The organism is Paraburkholderia sediminicola, assembly GCF_046027825.1.
Classification (GTDB): Bacteria; Pseudomonadota; Gammaproteobacteria; order Burkholderiales; family Burkholderiaceae; genus Paraburkholderia; species Paraburkholderia sediminicola_D.
In genome coordinates, this window is record NZ_JAQQDU010000002.1 from 187022 (window position 1) to 205665 (window position 18644).

The window sequence follows — 18644 nt, forward strand, 5'->3', positions numbered from 1 at the left end:
CGCCAGACAAGCCGACGGTAGCAAACTAAGCAGGCAGTGAGGACCGTTCCCTCGCCACGATCTCCTCGATAGAGGAGACGGCCCGGGCCAGACCGTTTTCGGCCTGCATCTGTATGCCGAGCGCTCGAGCGCGGGAACGCACCTCTGCTCGCTCCGCGAATTCAATTGCGCGTGAAAGCGAGGATGCCCGCAGGTTCTTTCCGTCCACAGGGCCGGGAGCAACACCAGCGCGCCGGAGCCGGTCCGCCCAAAAGAACTGATCCCCGGCAAAAGGAACCACAACGGAGGGAACGCCAGCCCGCGCCGCCGAGTGACTGGTACCCGAACCGCCGTGATGGATGACCATGGACGTTCTCGGGAAAAGCCATTCGTGAGGCATATCGCCGATCACATGAAAGTTTGCGGGCAGCATTGAAGTATCGGCCCCGCTCCATCCGGGATGGAACAACACCCTCCGACCGCCCGCCGCAGTGATCACTTCCTGTAGCGCCTTCTGCGTATCGAAAGACGTCATGCTGCCAAAGCCAACGCAGATCGGTGCCTCACCCTCCGCAAGAAAGTCCGTCAGATGCTGCGGCGGGGACCAGCCGGCCGATGGCGCGATCCATTGCCCACACATGTGCGCGTTAGAAGGCCAGTCCTCAGGACGAGGCAGAAGGCTCGGAGAGATGCCATAGAGCATCGGATGATCGGTCCAGAGATCGCGCCGCGGAGAAAGGCCGCAAACAGTGTCCCGCGCCGCATTGATGCGCTTGCGAAACGCGCGCCAAAGAAATCCGTTGACGAATTCATGACTGACGCGATTCAGGAATGATGGGACGCGCGAGGGCGGGAAGAACGGCGAGGCAAACGCCGCCGTCGGTGTGATGGGGATGAGTCCTGTGCCGACGGCCGTTACGCCAAGGTATTCAGCCGCCGATAATCCAACGAACGCCGCGAGACCCGAGACGATAACGGCATCGCATCCCTCCCCCGCCCTGACTGTTTCGCGGAGCCAGTGCTCAGCGTTGCGGTTCGCAATACCCGCAAGCGCATTCGCGGTGCCTTTGAAGCGGCTCCTTCCTGCGACGGCACCGGCGCTCGTCAGCGCGGGCTGCAGCGTCGCCTTGATATCGCCGGCAAGGGCAGTCACGGGAACACCCAATGTTTTCGCGGAACCAAGCGTTGCAGGGTCGGCGAGCAACCGGGCTTCATGACCGGCACTGATCAAGGCCGCGCACAAAGCGGCCAGCGGACGGGTATCACCTTCGGTACCGTAAGTGACGACGACGAATCTCATGGTTTGCGACGGCTCCTGATGGACGGAGGAACAGTACTGCGAGCGCCATTCACGAACAGCTCGATGACTACCGCGAACTCCTGTTTCAACCTGAGCCCCGGCACGGTCAGCCACCGCATGAGCGCCCCGAGGTAAAGATGATGAAAAAGCGTCGCCAGATGGGTTGCGGCGAGGTCGTCACGCAACTCGCCAGAGGCCTGCCCTTTGGCAATCAGCAGCGCAAAGCCGTCCGCCATATCGCGCTTCGGAGCATCTTCATCGCGCTCCGACACCTCGAGACTCAGAAAGCGAAACCGGATGTACGGCACGAGCAGGGCGCGATGTTTTTCGCACCAGGCCGCCGACGCGCCCAGCAGCATGGAGAGCGCCGGGACGAAGCCGGTCTGACGTGCGACACGCGGTTGCAGACGGATCAGATCCGCCTCAAGCTGCGCGTGAATCCAGTGCGCCAGCACCGCTTCTTTGGTGGCGAAATGGTTGTAAAGCGTTCCCTTCGCGACATCTGCGTTTGCCGCGATCTGCTCCATCGTCACCGCGTCGTAGCCGTGAGTTTCAAACAGACGTATCGCCGTTTCGGCAAGCAGACCCTGTGTCTGCGAGTGCTTTCGCGCGCGACGGCCGGAGGAATCGGGAACGGGCATGACATTCGCTTTTTAAACTTCGTTCAAAATTGAACGCCGTATAAAAATATGATGTCACGTTGTCGATAGCCGTGTCAACGGACACGACGGTCAACCTGGCTGGACACCCGCCGTCATCCGCGCCCACCGGTGTGGAAGCCAGCCCGCTGCGCAGCCATCTGGATACCGTAAACCGCGCAACCGGTGACGACACCCGTGGTCAACAGACCGAGCATCCCAAGCAATACCGCGACGATTCGCCCAAGCGCCGTGATCGGGACCACGTCGCCGTAACCGATGGTCAGCGCGGTGATCGCACAAAAGTAGAAAGTTTCGCCAAACGATGAGTGCGCCCGTGTGGTTGCATTGACGGCACCACCGACGTAATACATCGTGACCGAAAGAATTAGGAAAAGAATCAGCAGGCTAGCCAGAATGCTTCGCAGATGCCAGAGAATCCTGGAAAACTCGGCAATCGCATGGCGCGGCCGGATCTGGGCACGAACATCGTGCTTGGGTGCATCGTCCATCTCATGAACCTCGTATATTTTCTGGCCGCTCGTGGTCCGAAGCCAAAAATGCATAGTATGACGGAGTCAATCCAGACTACTCGTCCAGGTCCGAACAGACGCATGGAGTAGGTTTGCTGTCCACCCTGCCCTGTATTGTCGCGTACGCAAATGCACCACACTGCACACTCACGAATTCGAGTCGCCAAGACTAGCCGCGCGCAGCCGGTCGAAATCCAGAATGACGATTTCCCCGAATTTCAGACTCAAGATGCGTTGGCTTTCGAGATTCTTGAGCAACTGATTCGTGGTCTGCCGCGACAAGGACACCATGGAAGCGAGACTGTCTTGTGAAAGCATGATCCTGGTCTGCGCGGCGTTAAGGCCGCCATACCCCCCGGCGATCACCAGCAAGCGACTCGCCAGGCGCTGCGCCGCGGGCAACAGCGCCATCGCTTCGGTGTTCTCGAACGAAACCCGAAGTCTTTGTGCCATCAACAACGCAAAATCGCGCCAATAGCGAGGGGTGGAATCGAGCAGGCTTTGCAGCGCAGGCGCGGGTACGTGCAGCAAAAGCGTCCTGCTGATTGCAGTGGCGTCGTTCGGACGGGGCAGCCCGTCGAACAGCGAGATTTCCCCCAACCATGCAGTCGGTCCGAGCACCGCGAGCAACGCCTCTTTCCCATCCACCCCGACTGTGCCGATAGCCAGTGCGCCGCCCAGTATGGCGTACAGTCCATACGACGGGTCGCCACGCCGATACAGGGGTTGCCCCTTTTCCAGCGTGAGCAGATTGGCATGGCTGATCAGATAGTCCTGCAACTCGACAGGCAGGCCTTTAAACCACGGAGTCGTTTCGAGTTGTGACCGGTAGCGGTGCAGGCTGGATTCCATTGGCGCGTCGACCTGTCGGGTATCGGACAGATTTTAGGCGGGTTTGCGAACATCATGTGGACTCGCACCTGACGACGCAATGACTTTGGCCCGTTGCGCACCCGCTGCGCCGCCGGGACCGAATGCGCGATTCGCAGGGCGTTGCCCCAGGTTATTCCATTGCTTGAATCATCGAATAAGGAGTGTCGACGTGGCCTCATCTGATGTCAGTCTGAAGAACGACGTATCGCCTGCCGAATGGGACGCACGAGTCAATCTCGCGGCGGCCTACCGCCTCACCGCGCTGTTTGGGTGGGATGACCTGGTGTTTACCCACATCTCGGCACGCGTGCCCGGTCCGGAGCACCATTTCCTGATCAACCCGTACGGCATGATGTTCGACGAGATCACCGCGTCGTCGCTGGTCAAGATCGATCTCGACGGCCGCAAGGTTTCCGACTCGCCCTATGACGTCAATCCGGCCGGCTTCACGATCCATAGCGCCGTGCATGCGGCACGCGAAGACGCCCATTGCGTGATGCACACTCATTCGGTCAACGGCGTGGCCGTGTCCGCGCAGGAAGAAGGCCTGCTGCCGCTCTCGCAGCAGTCACTCGGCGTGCTGGCCTCGCTCGGTTATCACGACTACGAGGGCATCGCACTCAATGAAGCCGAGAAACCTCGCCTCGTGCAAGACCTCGGCAGCAACACTTACCTGATGCTGCGCAACCATGGCCTCCTGACGGTCGGCGCTGCGCCGGCGGACGCATTCGTCGCGATGTACTTCTTCGAAGTGTCCTGCATGATTCAGGTGCGTGCCCAGGCCGGCGGCGGAAAACTGACGCCCATCGGGCAGCCGATTCTCGGCGGCATCAAGGAGCAGATCCGGATGGCGACGAGGGGGATGTCTCCTGGGGCGTTGGTATGGCCCGGGCTGCTCCGTCGACTCGACCGCCGCAACCCCGGCTACGCTGACTAACACTGCCCGTTCGCACCGGGCACCGCGCACGACACGCACGGTCGCATGTGCTGGGCGAACGGCGTGAGCGTCATGGGCCGCGTTTGCTGATTCAACGCAGCGCGGGTGCGTATTGGGTAGGTCACATGAGAACCTGTATGGCAAAAATCTTTATCTACGGCGCCGGCTCAATTGGTTGCTATGTCGGCGGACGACTTCTTGCCGGGGGCAGCGACGTCAGTTTCATTGGGCGCGCGCGCGTGGCCGACCAGTTGCGCAACCATGGCATCACGCTGTCGCGGCACGACGATAGCCGCTGGCATGCGCCGTCGGAACGGATCGACGTATCGACGGACGCGGCCAGTGCCGCCGCAGCCGATCTCGTACTCGTCACCGTCAAGTCTGCCGCGACCGCCACGGCCGCCGCCGAACTGGCGAACGTGCTGCGCCCCGGTACGATCGTCGTGAGCTTGCAGAATGGCATTGGCAATGCGGACGTTCTGCGCGCCGCCCTTCCACAGCACACGGTGCTGGAGGGGATGGTGCCATTCAATGTCGTCGAACGCGGTCCTGGCGCATTTCATCAAGGCTCAGGCGGCGAGTTGGAGATCAGGCACGCGCCGGCCATGCAGCCGTTCGTCGACGAGTTCAGAAAAGCAGGGCTGCCGCTCATCCAGCACGCCGACCTGTTGCCGGTGCAATGGGCGAAGCTGCTGCTCAATCTCAACAATGCAATCAACGCGCTAGCGAACCGCCCTTTGAAGGAGGAACTCTCGCAACGTGCCTATCGCCTGTGCCTCGCCATGGCGCAGAAGGAAGCGCTCGCGCTTCTGAAGCAGGCCAATATACGGCCGGCCAAAGTGACGCCGCTTCCGGCCACCTGGGTACCGCGCGTTCTCGGCGTACCTGATGCGATCTTCGAGCGGCTGGGCCGCACGATGCTGACGATCGATCCACTCGCGCGCTCGTCGATGTCCGACGATCTGGCTGCCGGACGCGCGACGGAAATCAACTGGATCAACGGCGAAGTCGTGCGCCTCGCACAAGGTCTCGGTCGAACCGCGCCGGTGAACGAACGGCTATGCGAGCTTGTGCGGGAAGCCGAGCGGAGCGACGTGCGGCCCTCGTGGACGGGCGAAGCCCTGCTGGCTCAGATTCGGGCTGCAGCGCGTGCTTCTTCGGCACGGCACGACAGGCGCTGAAGCTTGGCGCGCGCGCATCCTCTGTTCAAGATCCCTCCTCCGTCTGCATAGCGGTCACACGCGGCGGAAGACCTCTCGAGCAATACGCGTTGATAGACTGACGACCTGCGATAATCATCGCAGACGTATTTCATCCTTCACGGGTCTTACACTTGGGATCCTATACGGATCATTTGTTTGTCGCCCCCCCTTCAAACCGGAGTGTCTGAATGGATTCGGAAACATTAGCGGCCTACAACACGCAGGCCGGATCCTATGCCCGTGAATGGCTCGAACAGGATGCGCCCAGCGACATGTACGCGTTATTGGGTCGATACTTTGCACCAGGACTTACCGCGGACATTGGATGCGGTGCAGGCCGTGATACCGCGTGGCTGGCTGAAAACGGCTTCCAGGCTATCGGCGTTGACGCTTCCGAGGGATTGCTGGATGAGGCGCGAGCGGCTTATCCAGCCATCAGTTTTCAGCAGGGAACCCTGCCAGAACTTGATGGGCCTGAGCGAGGTGCCTACCAGAACGTGCTGTGTGAGACCGTGATCATGCATCTTGAACCGGCAAGGATCAGCGAGGCGATGGCCTCGCTGATCGCATTGCTGCGTCCGGGAGGGACACTCTACGTCAGTTGGCGAGTCACGGAGCATGAGTCGCTACGCGATAAGGCTGGGCGACTCTACTCCTCATTTGATCGACAGCTTGTCATCCTGCCTGCGAGCGAACAGTGCGATGTGCTCTTCGAGCAGGACGTCATCAGCGCATCCTCGATGAAGCGGATAGCGCGTCTGATCGTTCGGAAGAGGAAGGCATAGGCTCCGGGTCAACCGCGCCGGCCGCCGCTTTGGGTCGAACATCGGTTTCTGCTGGTTGCGCGACTGGTGATCGTGACGCGTGCTTCGGATTGCAAATCAACTACCCTAATTGACTGACGCACCCGAAGGAAACGACATCACGCGATTGCGACACGTCACGGCACGCCGTTCACCGGTCCATGGCATGGGACTGTTCGCACTGCAGCCGATCTCCGCGGGCGAGCTGGTCATGAGTGCAAGGGGGGAAGTAACCAGTTGGCCGAGCGCTGCCGAGCGCCGTTTTATGGTGGCGATTGCCGAGTGAAAGAAAAGAGAAAGCAAAGAGAAGGGTTGACAAAGGACCGCATCCTCAAGCGCGAAAGGCTGGATGACACAATCAGGTTCAACGAAGCATGCGCTGCGAATTGTTAGGGAGAATCGCAACCTGATTAGCCCCCTACAGGAATAAAGCGCCAGACATGAGAACCAACTCACCGCTGGTGCTTGGAGCTCGAAACGTGTGCTCCCCTGCCAGGCCGACCGCGCGGGTTGCGCCGTTCGTCAGCAGCGCGCGCCGGACTGTGGCGCGGCAGTCTCGATGAGAGATCTCATATTGGTCGACGCGCGGCACCCGGCCATTGCGCGTGACGGAGAACGTGCAGAAACTGGGGGGCGATTAATTTAGTATTGGTGCCAGTGCCACAAGTCGTTGCACCTTCGCTTTGTCTAATGCGCCAAGTTTCGGGCGTTGGCACGCGTGTCATCTGCATCCGCCAACGTGGCGGGAGCTAGCCAATGGAAGGCTGCAAGCGACTTGCCGTCGAACCGGCATTCCACTTTTGCAGGTACGACAGTATTTAAGCGCTGGTCTTCGACCACGCCTGTTACGAGCACGGTGCGGCCGTCTGGCGACGGCTGCTTTTCGCTCACCGAAACGAGCGCGGGTTCTGCTTTGCTTTGCATCATATGTTCGCACTGGTCCGCGTTTTTTTCCGCCACGCTCGCGCAACCAGCTAAGGACGCCGCGACGACGGTGAAAGCGATTGTAATAAACCTACCTTTCTCCATACCATATTCCCCACTACTTCCCAGTTCAGCATTGGTTCCAGACTCCTACCATGGGTCTGGCGAACCGCGATTCTAGCGTTTACATCCGCCGCCAAACAAAAGCCGCCTCGTGTGAATACGATTTCCGTCCGGGTCATTCCCGGTTGTTCAGTTCGTGCTTTAGCTGGCAGCGGCCGCACGAAGGAGTGCTTGCGATGCCGCGTTGGTAAGCGCCAAAATTAATCGGGTCGGCGCTTTCGGCAGCGGCAGCGGCCAATGGCATGGGATTGTTCGCACTACAGCCGATCGCCGCAGGCGAGCGGGTCAACATTCCTGCGCTCGCCCCTATCGCAGCCAGCGATGAGATTTTTAGCGAGTCGTGCGGTCGCACCCTCAAGGGGCTGCTAACTGGACGTAACGGTCAGCGACGTTAAATCCAGCCCGGCATCACACGCTTCGCTCACGGTGAACTGATTGATCAGAAGCGCGATCGCACGGCTTCGAGCGCCGCAGTTGTTGCCGCCGCTTCGCTACCATGTTATAAAACCGCGTCGGAAAAGGCAGACTTGGTTTGGTAAGCCCAAGTCCTTTCGGTAACGAAAGCTCTGGTCTTTGGCCTCGCGCACGAGATCCCCACGACGAATATTTGGCGCTGTTCAAGCGTCTAAACGTTCGTCTGTGTGGTTCTCTCGATTGAGGAACGCTCCGGTCGAACATCGACAAGGAGTAGTTCATGCACGAGCATCATCAAGATATTTACGACGTCGTCATTGCTGGAGCCGGTCCGGTCGGCCTGTTTCTCGCCTGCGAGCTGCGCCTGTTTGACCTCTCGGTCCTGGTGCTTGAACAAGCCAGAGACCCACACTCTCCGCTGAAGCGCCTTCCATTTGGGATGCGCGGCCTGTCGGCGCCCACACTTGAAGCCTTTTATCGTCGCGGATTGCTAGACGAAGTTATCGCGGCGCAGCGTGCGAACGATGCCGCCGGCAAGACTGCTACGGCCGCGCACTGGATGCAACAGCCGCGTCGGCCTGCCGGCCACTTCGCAGGCATTCAGTTCTATCACGACGACATCGAAAGCTCGAAGTGGCCATTTCGCCTGCCAGGCCCAGCCGACACCAGCATGGCAGTCGCACTCGAGACACTCGAAACCGTGCTGGCGCGCCGAGCGTGTGCGATGGGAGCCAAAATCCGGCGTGGCGTCAGTACCGGCGAATTTCAGACATCAAACGAGGGTGTGACCGTTCACGCCAGCGCGGAGACTTTTCGCGGACGCTGGCTTGTCGGCTGCGATGGGGGCCGCAGTGCAATTCGGAAAGCAGGCGCCTTTGATTTCGTTGGCACCGATCCCGAGTTCACGGGCTATTCGGTCGCAGTCGAAATGGCCGACCCGGAGGCGCTCCTCCCCGGCCGGCATTACACGCCCACTGGCATGTACACCTATGCGCGGCCCGGCACAATCGCGATGGTTGATTTCGACGGCGGTGCCTTTCATCGAATCCAGCCAGTTACGCTAGAGCATGTGCAAGCGGTCCTGCGTCGCGTGTCTGGCAAAGATATTACGCTGACGAAACTTGTGCTCGCTACGACCTGGACGGATCGAGCTTTTCAGGCGACAACCTATCGCAAAGGACGCGTGCTACTCGCGGGCGATGCCGCACACATCCACTCTCCCCTGGGCGGTCAAGGGCTTAATCTGGGTCTGGGAGACGCGATGAACCTGGGTTGGAAGCTCGCATCCACGATTCGTGGCGACGCACCGGCCGATTTGCTCGACAGCTATCAGCGGGAACGGCATCCGGTAGGAGAAGAGGTTCTCGACTGGTCGCGCGCACAGGTAGCACTCATGCGCCCCACCCAAAGCACGCGCGCGCTTGCAGCCGTCATCCGTGATCTCATCGAGACTCGCGATGGCGCGACCTACTTTGCGGAGCGCGTGTGGGGGGTTTCGCTCCGCTACACCCTTGGCACCACTCACCCTCTGATAGGCCGCAGTACGCCTGATTTCGAACTGGTCAACGGAACGAAGGTGGGCAGCCTTCTGCGCGAAGGAAAAGGCCTACTGTTGGAGTTCGACCCGAGCGCATCGCTTCGGGCACTTGTGAGCCGTTGGCGAGAACAGGTCACCTATGTGGCGAGCGACGTCAAGGAAGGGCTGGGATTGCGCGCTGTACTACTGCGTCCCGATGGGTTCGTCGCATGGGCAACTGAAGCCGCCCCTCACGAAGAAGAGATTGCCGAGGCCTTAGCGCGCTGGTTCGGCAAGCCCAGGAATGCGGGTGGATCCGCCTAGTTGATAGCATCATTGGAAAGGCCGGTTTGTTGGGTACAGAAGCCGTTTGGACATGGCCTGGATCGTCCAAACTTTCGTAACGGCCGCTCACGCGCCAATAGCGGCCAAAGAAATAAATAAACCGTAAGCCAGCATTGATCGACGCTCGCCAGCGCTGAGCCCTGGAGAGCGCTGCGGGTTGCCCGCCTTGAGCGCAGCATCGTCCGGCGACTTTCATCGGCTGTCGAACTTCCTGGTCTAGGGATGAATCGTTTCGCCGCGATTCAGCATGCCGATGAACTCCTCGATCTTGCGCACCCGTGTTTCAGGCTTTTTGGCATTCTGTATCCGAAACAGGATGGCGTAGCGGTTTCGGCCATTCAGCGTCGCAAAGAACGCGCTGGCCTTGGGATTGGCAGCCAGTGCGGCCTGCAGGTCGTCCGGCACGACCGAGTTGCTGGCCGACGTATAGGCAGCCTCCCAGCGGCCGTCCCCTTTGGCTTTCTCGACTTCTCGCATGCCCGAAGGAAGCATTCTGCCTGCGGCGATCAGCGCTTCGGCCCGGTCTTTGTTGAGCCTGGACCAGATACTTTTTGCGGAGCGTCGAGTGAAGCGTTGCAACCAGTATTCTTCACTTTCAGTCTGTTTTTGACCGTCGATCCAGCCATGACAAAGGGCACTTTCCAGCGCCTGTTCGTAAGTCAAGGTTGGCTGCCCCGCGCCCTTTTTGGCAAGGCGCAGCCATATCCCGGTCGAGGTACCGCCGTTTTGCGTCAACCAGTTTTCCCATTCATTCTGGTCAAGGAATGTCAGACGAGGCTCAGTCATGGAGGATCCGAATGGTTGCATTCAGGCAGCGAGGCTCTTTCGTTCACTGAAACCTCGCAGATTACCGAATTGCGCGGATTTGGGAATACCTGATTTATCGACAATTCGGCGTGTATCCATCGGAGCGAAGCATGCGCCAAGCGTGAGCACGAGTGCGCATCGTTTCAGATCCAACTCTCCCCCTTCATGTCATTTGACTTTCTTTTCGGTGATGTCGGGCGTCGGCATCTGCGGATAGATGTGTTCGACTGAGATGCGGTCACCGCGGACCGTTATACCTTGAAAGAGGCCACGCATCGACAGCCATGCCACGTGAACTCAGCGCAGACTTCTAACCTGGCTCGGCGTGACATCTCCGGCAAATCGATTGCCGAAATGGGTTCTCGTGTAGTTGACGACAGCAGCGACCTGATCGTCATTCATCTCGTCGCCAAAGGATGGCATCCCCTTTCGGCCGTGCAGTACGTTGACGATGACGTAGGGTGCTGCTTCGACTGCCGGGTTGTCAGCGAGCGCCGGATAGTGACCCGCGCCCTGTGCACCTTTTCCATCCGGCATATGGCATCCCGCGCAGGTAGCGTTGTAAAGCGCTTCGCCGCCTGTTTCGGTGAAGCGGTAGCCCGGCGAAATCGTGAAGGTGCGTGATTCGTCCTGTGCCACGGCCTGAGCCGATACCACCGTCGCGGCTCCCAACAGCCAGGCCATCAGCATCATGCTGAGGATCAGCGGCGGCCTATCCATTGACGATTCTCCGATGCAACCGGGTGATCGCATCCAGCGACGACAGCACAGCGCCTTCCTGCCATGCCGGGATATGGGAAGCGTGCTCTCCGGCAAGGATGATCCGTCCGTCGATCTGACAGAGATTCTCGTAATGCGCTTTTCTCAACGCATCCGTCCAGGCCGCGAAGCAGCCATTCGTGAACGGCGACCGGCTCCAGCTCATCGCGAAGCCGTTCTGGTACTCGCTCGCGTATTGAGGATGAATCTGGCTGCCCTGGCTCAGTGCCACCGCGATCCGTTCCGCAGGGGGCAGCGCACCCATCTCATAGCTGGCGGGCCCCCACATGTAGGCGCCGAGCAGCACCGCAGGACCGGTCGATCCGTACCCTGTTGCCGGATAGCCGATCGTCGAGATCGGCAGGTCAGTATGCGTGATGCCGCCGTAGATCTGCTCATCTTCTTCCCAGAATCGCCGGCCGAATTGCAAGCCGATTTTCACCGATGTCTCGTAGGGCACCGCATCGATCGCGGCACGCATGGCCGGGCCAACCGCAATGTCGATCTCACTCAGAATCGAGAGCGGGATGGTGCACACCAGCCAATCCGCGTGTGCGTTCCGTTCGGTTCGGGTGGTCGTATCGGTGTAGCGCACTGTGACGCCCTGCTCGTCCTGCAAGATGGCCGTGACTCTGGCGTTGAACACCACGGCGCTCGCGATCTGCGAATAAAGCGCATGGGCAATCCTGTCCATTCCGCCGACGGGCTGAAAAATGGTGCTCTGGAAGTCCTGCTCGTTTCCAGACGAGAGCCATTGCCACAAACGCGATGCAAGCAAGGGGTCGCGCGGGAGCAGATCCGACGGTACGGCGGCGGGCATCAGCCCACCGCCATGCGCGGTCGCGAATCCGCGGCGTTCACTGCTTCGCCCGCCCGCCTGGTAGTGACCATCCCGACCGAGCGCACCCCATTGGCGCAGGGATTCGAGTAGCAGATGCGCATCGTCGACTGACAACGCATCATTGAGTGCGTCCTTGCGGATTGCCTTGGAAAGCAGTTCGGCGATATAGCCTTGATAGTCGGTCTGCACCGCCCGGAATCGTTGCGGCTTGCCATCGAAAGCCTCCGTCGAATGCAGGTAGGCGTTGTAATTGACCTGGATGAACGGCTCGAGCGGCACCCTCAGGCGCTTGGCATAGTCGAGTACGCCCTGGTGGTGATACGGAATGCGCCACGGCCCTGGGTTCAGATAAAGCCCGTCAGCGAAATCGCAGTACTGGGTGGCACCGCCGAGTTCTGTATAACGATCGCCGCCCCTGACAGTCCAGGCCCGGCCACCCGCGCGGTCGTTGTACTCGAGCACCTGCACGTGGTAGCCCGCGTTCCTCAACTCAAGGGCCGCGACGAGGCCGGCCATGCCCGCGCCGAGCACGAGAATTCGCGTTCCTTTGGGCGCGCCATCGAGTCTGATCGGTCCGGCATAGGTCGAGGCAGCAGCGAACCCCAACGTGCTCATACCTTGCATCATGGCGGCCGCGCCGAGGTTCTTGCCGATCAGCGTCAGCAGGTGCCGACGGCTCATCGCATGGGTGGTCATTCTCGACATAAGGACGTGGGGCCCCGACTGGAGAGAAACGATGGCGAACGAAATCAGATGGCACCCCGGATTGCAAAGGCCCGGGTCATCTGGATGCGCATGCCTGGGGATTGCGTTTGGGCGTAGTACCCAATGCTAACTCGCGTCGTGCTGCAAATATTTGTGAGCAAACGCGATCGCCATACTGCCTTCGCCGACCGCTGAAGCGACGCGCTTCACCGGGCTCAATCTCACATCTCCACAGGCAAACACGCCAGGAACGCTCGATTCGAGGAGGTAGGGATCCCGGCTATGGGACCAGCGTCCCGCCTTGACGACGTCGTCGCCGGTGAGAACATATCCGCGCACATCGCGTGCGATTTCCTCCGGCAACCACTCCGTCTCTGCATCGGCGCCAATGAACACGAACAATGCACCACAGTCGTGTCGACGCACCTCTGCGCTCAACCCATCACGTACGTCGATCGCTGTCAGATGGGGATCGCCGTGCGCACCGACTACTTCCGATCGCAGTTGCACTTCTACGTTTGACTTCCCACGAAGCTGCTCGACGAGATAGCGAGACATACTCTTCTCCAGCGAATCGCCCCGCAGGACAAGCGTAACCATGCGCGCATGATTGGCAAAGTACAACGCTGCCTGGCCGGCCGAGTTTCCACCACCGATCAGATAGACGTCGAGGCCGTGAGTAGCGTTCGCTTCGCTGCGTGACGCGCCGTAGTAAATGCCTTTACCGATAAACCGGTCGAAGCCGTCGATCGCGAGGCGGCGCCACGTGACACCCGTCGCGAGAATGATCGTTCGCGCCCGGATGACCTCACCTCCGTCGAGGTGAACGCTACGGCCGGCGACATCGATTCGATCGACAGACCGTGTCACCAGAATCTCTGCACCTAGCCGCCTCGCCTGCTGCAGTGCACGGCTCGCCAGTTCGTCGCCCGACACGCCGTTGGGAAAGCCGAGGTAATTCTCAATGCGCGAGGAGGTCCCGGCCTGCCCGCCTGGCGCTTCGCGCTCCAGCACCACAGTACGCAAGCCTTCCGACGCACCGTACACTGCCGCAGCGAGACCGGCCGGCCCGCCACCAATGATCATCGTGTCGTATTCGGCAAGGCGAGGCTGTGTCTGCAGACCCAGCAACTCCGCAAGCTCTCGTGTCGTGGGTCGGCTCAGCACCGTCCCGTCGACCAGTCGCAAGGCCGGGCAATCCTGCTCCGGCGGACAAGTCCCAGGCCAGCGCGCCGTCACTTCGGGCGCATCCGGTGTCATCCAGTCGTAGCTGATCTGGTTGCGGGCGAGGAACTGGCGCAACGCGGTACACGCGGTGTCCCAGCGACTTCCAATCATGGTCACGCGGGTCTTGGGCGGCTCGGCGGAGAGGCCCTGCAGTCCGCCAATACGCTCGCGCGCAAGGGCGCCCATCCTGAACGCAATGTCTGGCGATGCCGCAGCAAGTACGTAGTAACGCTGGGCGTCCACGCGCATGACACGCGACGGTTCCGCGGCCCGATAGGCGCCAGGAAACGGCGAACTCAGCGCGAGCGGCACTTCGCCAAAGATGGTTCCGGGCAGACGCCAGCCCAGCGTGCGCTCGACACCGTCGAACGTCTTGATGACTTCCATCTTGCCGGACACAACGGCGTACAGTGCGCGCTCGCCACCTTCATGGACCGCGAACTCACCCGCGCACAGATGCAGGTCTGCACACGTGTTCGCGAGATGTTCCAGTTCGTCGTCCGGGAGTGTTGAAAACAGTGGAATCGCCCGGATGTCGTCGATCGTCAGCATGGCTTTGTCCAAACAGACAATTGAAGTGAAGCTCGGTCCACTTGATTTCACGTCGCCCGCCTGGCCAGAAGAACGTGCGCAAGCAGACGGCTCAGCCGCTGGCGTTCGATCCGAGGCGGGCACAACGCCGTTAGTCTTCCCGCACTGAGTGCACTAATACCGTTCGAATAGTTATGCGAACGCATACCATAGCTGTGCGATAGACAGCAGGCAGACCAAGCCAGTATATGACTTTCGGATACGAATGTTTATTCGCTGGAGCCCGTTCCCCGGTCTAAGCGCGGCGAATCGGCGCCTACGGGTTTTTCCTGATCTCAACCGATGTCGATATCGGCATCGCCGAATCGTCGTAGGGGTATGTTCAACTTCTCCAGTGAAAAGCGAGCACACCATGGCTACCGGAACCGTCCATCTCCAACGCGTCTTGCGCGCTACCTCCGAACGTATCTATCGAGCCTTCCTCGAACCCGATGCGATAGCGAAGTGGCTTCCCCCCTACGGGTTCACCTGTCAGGTCCACCACATGGATGCCCGCGTGGGTGGCACTTATAAGATGTCCTTCCGTAACTTCGGCACGGGCAATATCCACTCGTTCGGTGGTGAGTACATCGAACTGGTGCCGTTCGAGAAGATCCGCTACTCGGACCGATTCGATAACCCGAATCTGCCCGGCCAGATGCACGCGACCATTTCATTGCGGCAGGTGTCGTGCGGTACAGAACTCACCATTGTGCAAGAGGGCATCCCCGAGGTCATTCCCGTGGAGATGTGCTACCTCGGCTGGCAGGAGTCGCTGTTTCAGTTGGCAAAGTTGGTCGAGCCTGAGATCCCTGACTGACGACACCGGCGTGAGTAGCAGGCCGTGATACCAGCCAGCCGGGCAGGCAGGCTGGCCAACCGCTCACTGCAGCGGACCTCGCATACGATCGATCTGGTCATTGAGCCGGGCGACCGAATTGGCGAGAAACGCGGCTCTGGCATCGAGGCGTGAGAGAAGCAGCGTCGCGATGAGAATCACGAACGCAAACGGAATGACGGCGGCGGCGAGCCATTGAGGCTTGACGCCGTTCGCTGCGCCGCAAACCGATCCAACGGGGAAATTCGCCGCGACCATGCCGGTGTAGTGCATACCTGCGATGGCAATGCCCATGACACAAGCCGCACCAATGCGCTTGCGCATCACATGTTTCTGATCCGCGCCACGGAGTGTGTTCGCAACCCACAGTGCCGCGGTGGAAGCTGCGATGGCAATGAGAATTGACGCAGCAAAGATACCTGGCTCGTAGCGAATCGCGGGGTTCATCAGCATCGCGGCCATCCCCATGTAATGCATGCCGGCGATACCCAAACCCATCAGGACCCCACCCGCGAAAACATGGGGCAGCCTCAGACGTTGCCGCGTGACGATATGCAACGCAAACCAGGAGACGAGTACGGCGATAACGAGCGAGTAGCAAGTCAGGGTGACATCGTAGCCAATCGGGATGCTCAGAGAGAACGAGAGCATCCCGATGAAGTGCATGGACCAGATGCCGACGCCCATCGCCAACGCGCCCGCGGCCAGCCATAGATGCCGGGCACGAGCGTAAGCCAGTATGGAAAGCCGGTCTGCGAGATCGATTGCCGTGAAGGAGGCAAGCGTCGCGACGATAAGGGAAATGGCGACCAACCAGAAGTTATAGTTGCTTTGCATAGGTCAGCGGCTTTTTCACAAAAGCTCGATTATTGGTTATTGACAGCCTCGCACGGCCTCTCTGCCGACGAAGAACTGAGCATGACACATCGCACTGGCCTGTGCGGTGATGCATTCAATCTGAGTCTCTTCCGCCACCGAATCGCGTCAGACCGATAACGGTAAAGCAGTGTTGATTCTAGAGCAAGTTGATTGGGCGTTCATTGATGAATTGAAGCCGGATGAAGACTGTTTGGGGCAAGTTGATGCCTGATGCATCGCCCGTTATTGCCGGCGCGAGAGGCCGCCCGACTTCGAGGCAACGAGCTCTCCTGATCGCAACGTGTTACATGTCAACGCTCGCCCGCCGACGTCGTCCTCAACTCGGGGCCCCCTTTCGCATGCCTTGTTCGGGGCGTACTCAGGTGTTGCCCTGCTTTGAGCCGCCTTCTCGATGGTGCGACAATCGAACCCGGATAAGCCAGCTCAGAACACTGTACGCCCATGGTCCACTCAATCAGGAAGGACAAGAACATGCGTCGATACATCTACCTCGCGGCATTGCCCGCTACCTTTGTTGCCGGCATGTTTGCAGCCCATCTGGGCACACCTGCGCAAGCCCAGACGTCAAACGCACCGCTGACGGCGCAGATCATTGACCTGACAGCCCTAACCGATGCTGATCTTGGCTCACAGATTCCAAACATGGGCACGTTGCGTTCGAAAGGCCTGGTCGTCACGCCAAGCGGAACCATCGCCGTGCAGACCGGTAACGTACCCAAGCACACGCACAGAGGTTCTGACGAAATCCAGTACGTAATTTCGGGGAGCGGCACGTTCTGGTTAGGCGACGAACAGCGTCAAATTCATCCCGGCGACCTGATCATTATCCCGAAGGGAGCGGTACATGCGGGGGCTGTGGCGACCAGTGGCGAATTCAAGGTCCTTTCTATCAAGCTGCCGCCGCAAGCTCCGGGCGACATGCAGATGGTTCCCTGACGTCGTCGATATCCGGTGTCCCTTGATCCACGCCAGACAGACACCGGCGAAATCGCCCGATATCTCAACAGGATCGTCGCTCGATTCTGCGACGACCCTCCTCATGGCCGCCAGGCCGGCCCTTCAGGAAAGTCATACTGATCGAGCGACGCCGCATGCATTTCGATGCTGTAGCCGGCACGTTGCGGCGGCATATAACGGCCGTTGCGAATCACAACCGGATCGACGAAATGCTCGTGCAAATGATCCACGTACTCGAGCACCCGGTTTTCCAGCGACGCCGACACGCAGATATAGTCGAACAGAGAAATGTGTTGCACGTACTCGCACAAGCCGACTCCGCCCGCGTGCGGGCACACGGGCACGCCAAATTTCACCGCCATTAGCAGAACGACAATCACCTCGTTCAGACCGCCCAGGCGGCAGCTATCGACCTGACAGAAGTCGATCGCCTGCGCCTGCAGCAACTGCTTGAACATCACCCGGTTATGGCAGTGCTCGCCCGTTGCTACGCCAATGGGCCGAATCCGCTGGCGGATAGCCGCGTGCCCAAGAATGTCGTCGGGACTCGTGGGTTCCTCGATCCACCACGGATCGAATTGCGCCAGGCGCCGCATGTTCGCGACCGCTTCATCGACATCCCACACCTGGTTTGCATCCATCATCAGCTTGCGGTTTTCGCCGATCTCTTCGCGCAGGATGCGGGCCCGGCGCATATCTTCGTCGAGATTGCCGCCGACCTTCTGCTTGAAATGCGTCCAGCCCTGCGCGACGCCTTCACGTGCGAGCCGGCGAATCTTGTCGTCGTCGTAGCCGAGCCAGCCGGCCGACGTCGTGTAGGCCGGATAGCCATGCGCGAGCATCTCCTTCTCGCGCTCGCCCCGGGTTTTGGCATGACGGTGCAACATGGCGATCGCTTCCTGCGGCGTGATCGCATCGGTCACATAGCGGAAGTCGAGACAACGCACGAGTTCTTCGGGACTCATGTCGACGAGCAGCTTCCACACCGGCTTGCCTTCCGCTTTGGCCCACAGGTCCCAGGCCGCGTTCACGACCGCCGCCGTCGCCAGGTGAATGGCTCCCTTGTCCGGGCCGATCCAGCGCAGTTGGCTGTCTGATGTTAGCGCGCGCCAGAACGCGCCCATGTTCGCTGCGATATCCTCGAGCGTTTTGCCGACGACGAGCGAGCTAAGCGCCTGCACCGCGCTCACGCAAATCTCGTTGCCGCGTCCGATCGTGAACGTGAGGCCGTGGCCTGTGAGCGCCTCCGGCGAATCCGTTTCGAGCGTCACATAGGTGGCGGAATAATCCGGTGCGGCGTTCATCGCATCGGAGCCGTCAAGTGAACGCGAAGTCGGAAACCGAATGTCCCGGACGGACAGCTTTGTGATCGTGGGCATCTGAACACCCTCTTCTGCGACAGCTATCGAGTTGAGCCTATACGCAAAGAGAGCCGTGCGTGCTCCGCGGGCCTCTTTGCGGCCACCGTCTCTCT

At 60.1% G+C, this 18644-nt stretch carries 17 protein-coding genes; 6 read left to right on the plus strand and 11 right to left on the minus strand.

Features of this window, described 5'->3' with window-relative positions; all coding sequences use genetic code 11:
- Window positions 1-25: 25 nt before the first annotated feature.
- The 4 genes from PQQ96_RS02010 to PQQ96_RS02025 form a co-directional block, all read right to left on the minus strand.
- Window positions 26-1279 carry a glycosyltransferase gene (locus tag PQQ96_RS02010; protein WP_408288032.1) on the minus strand — a complete coding sequence of 418 codons (1254 nt, stop codon included), beginning with the start codon at window positions 1277-1279 and terminating at the stop codon, window positions 26-28.
- On the minus strand, window positions 1276-1920 hold the full coding sequence (locus PQQ96_RS02015) for a TetR/AcrR family transcriptional regulator (RefSeq protein ID WP_408288035.1): 645 nt from the start codon (window positions 1918-1920) through the stop codon (window positions 1276-1278). Before PQQ96_RS02015 ends, PQQ96_RS02010 begins: the two co-directional genes overlap by 4 nt.
- Before the next feature lie 113 nt (window positions 1921-2033).
- Window positions 2034-2429, minus strand: coding sequence for a potassium channel family protein (locus PQQ96_RS02020; protein ID WP_408288038.1), 396 nt, complete (start codon window positions 2427-2429; stop codon window positions 2034-2036).
- A gap of 168 nt (window positions 2430-2597) precedes the next feature.
- Window positions 2598-3302: a Crp/Fnr family transcriptional regulator gene (locus PQQ96_RS02025; protein WP_408288041.1), complete on the minus strand. Its 705-nt coding sequence runs from the start codon at window positions 3300-3302 to the stop codon at window positions 2598-2600.
- Window positions 3303-3492: 190 nt separating this feature from the next.
- Between PQQ96_RS02025 and PQQ96_RS02030 the strand changes: the two genes are divergently transcribed.
- From PQQ96_RS02030 to PQQ96_RS02040, 3 genes are all read left to right on the plus strand, one after another.
- The gene (locus PQQ96_RS02030) at window positions 3493-4260 is read left to right on the plus strand and encodes a class II aldolase/adducin family protein (protein WP_408288044.1); all 768 of its coding nucleotides are present in this window, start codon (window positions 3493-3495) and stop codon (window positions 4258-4260) included.
- A 137-nt stretch (window positions 4261-4397) separates the two neighbouring features.
- A complete protein-coding gene (locus tag PQQ96_RS02035) occupies window positions 4398-5441 on the plus strand; it encodes a 2-dehydropantoate 2-reductase (protein ID WP_408288046.1) in 1044 nt (347 codons plus the stop codon).
- A gap of 209 nt (window positions 5442-5650) precedes the next feature.
- Complete coding sequence (locus PQQ96_RS02040) at window positions 5651-6247, plus strand: class I SAM-dependent methyltransferase (RefSeq protein ID WP_408288048.1); 597 nt, start codon at window positions 5651-5653, stop codon at window positions 6245-6247.
- A gap of 705 nt (window positions 6248-6952) precedes the next feature.
- Here PQQ96_RS02040 and PQQ96_RS02045 read toward each other — a convergent pair.
- On the minus strand, window positions 6953-7294 hold the full coding sequence (locus PQQ96_RS02045) for a hypothetical protein (RefSeq protein ID WP_408288050.1): 342 nt from the start codon (window positions 7292-7294) through the stop codon (window positions 6953-6955).
- A gap of 712 nt (window positions 7295-8006) precedes the next feature.
- On the opposite strand from PQQ96_RS02045, the gene PQQ96_RS02050 reads away from it, so the two are divergent.
- A complete protein-coding gene (locus PQQ96_RS02050; protein ID WP_408288053.1) occupies window positions 8007-9566 on the plus strand; it encodes an FAD-dependent monooxygenase in 1560 nt (519 codons plus the stop codon).
- Between the two features lie 237 nt (window positions 9567-9803).
- Here PQQ96_RS02050 and PQQ96_RS02055 read toward each other — a convergent pair whose 3' ends face one another.
- The 4 genes from PQQ96_RS02055 to PQQ96_RS02070 all read right to left on the minus strand — a co-directional run bounded on the left by PQQ96_RS02055 (window position 9804) and on the right by PQQ96_RS02070 (window position 14478).
- Window positions 9804-10373 (minus strand): YdeI/OmpD-associated family protein, encoded by a 570-nt coding sequence (locus PQQ96_RS02055; RefSeq protein ID WP_408288055.1) that lies wholly within the window; start codon window positions 10371-10373, stop codon window positions 9804-9806.
- Between the two features lie 318 nt (window positions 10374-10691).
- Entirely contained in the window at window positions 10692-11087 is a 396-nt protein-coding gene (locus PQQ96_RS02060; protein WP_408288058.1) for a c-type cytochrome, read from the minus strand.
- A gap of 19 nt (window positions 11088-11106) precedes the next feature.
- Window positions 11107-12675, minus strand: coding sequence for an NAD(P)/FAD-dependent oxidoreductase (locus PQQ96_RS02065; RefSeq protein WP_408288061.1), 1569 nt, complete (start codon window positions 12673-12675; stop codon window positions 11107-11109).
- A gap of 150 nt (window positions 12676-12825) precedes the next feature.
- A complete protein-coding gene (locus tag PQQ96_RS02070) occupies window positions 12826-14478 on the minus strand; it encodes an FAD-dependent oxidoreductase (protein WP_408288064.1) in 1653 nt (550 codons plus the stop codon).
- 391 nt (window positions 14479-14869) lie between these two features.
- On the opposite strand from PQQ96_RS02070, the gene PQQ96_RS02075 reads away from it, so the two are divergent.
- Window positions 14870-15316, plus strand: a complete 447-nt coding sequence (locus tag PQQ96_RS02075) for an SRPBCC family protein (protein ID WP_408288067.1) — start codon at window positions 14870-14872, stop codon at window positions 15314-15316.
- 63 nt (window positions 15317-15379) lie between these two features.
- Here PQQ96_RS02075 and PQQ96_RS02080 read toward each other — a convergent pair whose 3' ends face one another.
- Window positions 15380-16171 (minus strand): MHYT domain-containing protein, encoded by a 792-nt coding sequence (locus tag PQQ96_RS02080; RefSeq protein WP_408288070.1) that lies wholly within the window; start codon window positions 16169-16171, stop codon window positions 15380-15382.
- Window positions 16172-16684: 513 nt separating this feature from the next.
- On the opposite strand from PQQ96_RS02080, the gene PQQ96_RS02085 reads away from it, so the two are divergent.
- The gene (locus PQQ96_RS02085; RefSeq protein ID WP_408288073.1) at window positions 16685-17149 is read left to right on the plus strand and encodes a cupin domain-containing protein; all 465 of its coding nucleotides are present in this window, start codon (window positions 16685-16687) and stop codon (window positions 17147-17149) included.
- A 101-nt stretch (window positions 17150-17250) separates the two neighbouring features.
- On the opposite strand, the gene PQQ96_RS02090 is transcribed toward PQQ96_RS02085, so the two are convergent.
- On the minus strand, window positions 17251-18549 hold the full coding sequence (locus PQQ96_RS02090; RefSeq protein WP_408288076.1) for an L-fuconate dehydratase: 1299 nt from the start codon (window positions 18547-18549) through the stop codon (window positions 17251-17253).
- Window positions 18550-18644 lie beyond the last annotated feature (95 nt).

Coding starts and splice junctions, on each gene's coding strand:
- PQQ96_RS02045 (WP_408288050.1), bottom strand. CDS start 7,294: ATGGAGAAAGGTAGGTTTATTACAATCGCTTTCACCGTCGTCGCGGCG.
- PQQ96_RS02010 (WP_408288032.1), bottom strand. CDS start 1,279: ATGAGATTCGTCGTCGTCACTTACGGTACCGAAGGTGATACCCGTCCG.
- PQQ96_RS02035 (WP_408288046.1), top strand. CDS start 4,398: ATGGCAAAAATCTTTATCTACGGCGCCGGCTCAATTGGTTGCTATGTC.
- PQQ96_RS02025 (WP_408288041.1), bottom strand. CDS start 3,302: ATGGAATCCAGCCTGCACCGCTACCGGTCACAACTCGAAACGACTCCG.
- PQQ96_RS02050 (WP_408288053.1), top strand. CDS start 8,007: ATGCACGAGCATCATCAAGATATTTACGACGTCGTCATTGCTGGAGCC.
- PQQ96_RS02040 (WP_408288048.1), top strand. CDS start 5,651: ATGGATTCGGAAACATTAGCGGCCTACAACACGCAGGCCGGATCCTAT.
- PQQ96_RS02015 (WP_408288035.1), bottom strand. CDS start 1,920: ATGCCCGTTCCCGATTCCTCCGGCCGTCGCGCGCGAAAGCACTCGCAG.
- PQQ96_RS02075 (WP_408288067.1), top strand. CDS start 14,870: ATGGCTACCGGAACCGTCCATCTCCAACGCGTCTTGCGCGCTACCTCC.
- PQQ96_RS02070 (WP_408288064.1), bottom strand. CDS start 14,478: ATGCTGACGATCGACGACATCCGGGCGATTCCACTGTTTTCAACACTC.
- PQQ96_RS02055 (WP_408288055.1), bottom strand. CDS start 10,373: ATGACTGAGCCTCGTCTGACATTCCTTGACCAGAATGAATGGGAAAAC.
- PQQ96_RS02020 (WP_408288038.1), bottom strand. CDS start 2,429: ATGGACGATGCACCCAAGCACGATGTTCGTGCCCAGATCCGGCCGCGC.
- PQQ96_RS02080 (WP_408288070.1), bottom strand. CDS start 16,171: ATGCAAAGCAACTATAACTTCTGGTTGGTCGCCATTTCCCTTATCGTC.
- PQQ96_RS02065 (WP_408288061.1), bottom strand. CDS start 12,675: ATGAGCCGTCGGCACCTGCTGACGCTGATCGGCAAGAACCTCGGCGCG.
- PQQ96_RS02085 (WP_408288073.1), top strand. CDS start 16,685: ATGCGTCGATACATCTACCTCGCGGCATTGCCCGCTACCTTTGTTGCC.
- PQQ96_RS02060 (WP_408288058.1), bottom strand. CDS start 11,087: ATGATGCTGATGGCCTGGCTGTTGGGAGCCGCGACGGTGGTATCGGCT.
- PQQ96_RS02090 (WP_408288076.1), bottom strand. CDS start 18,549: ATGCCCACGATCACAAAGCTGTCCGTCCGGGACATTCGGTTTCCGACT.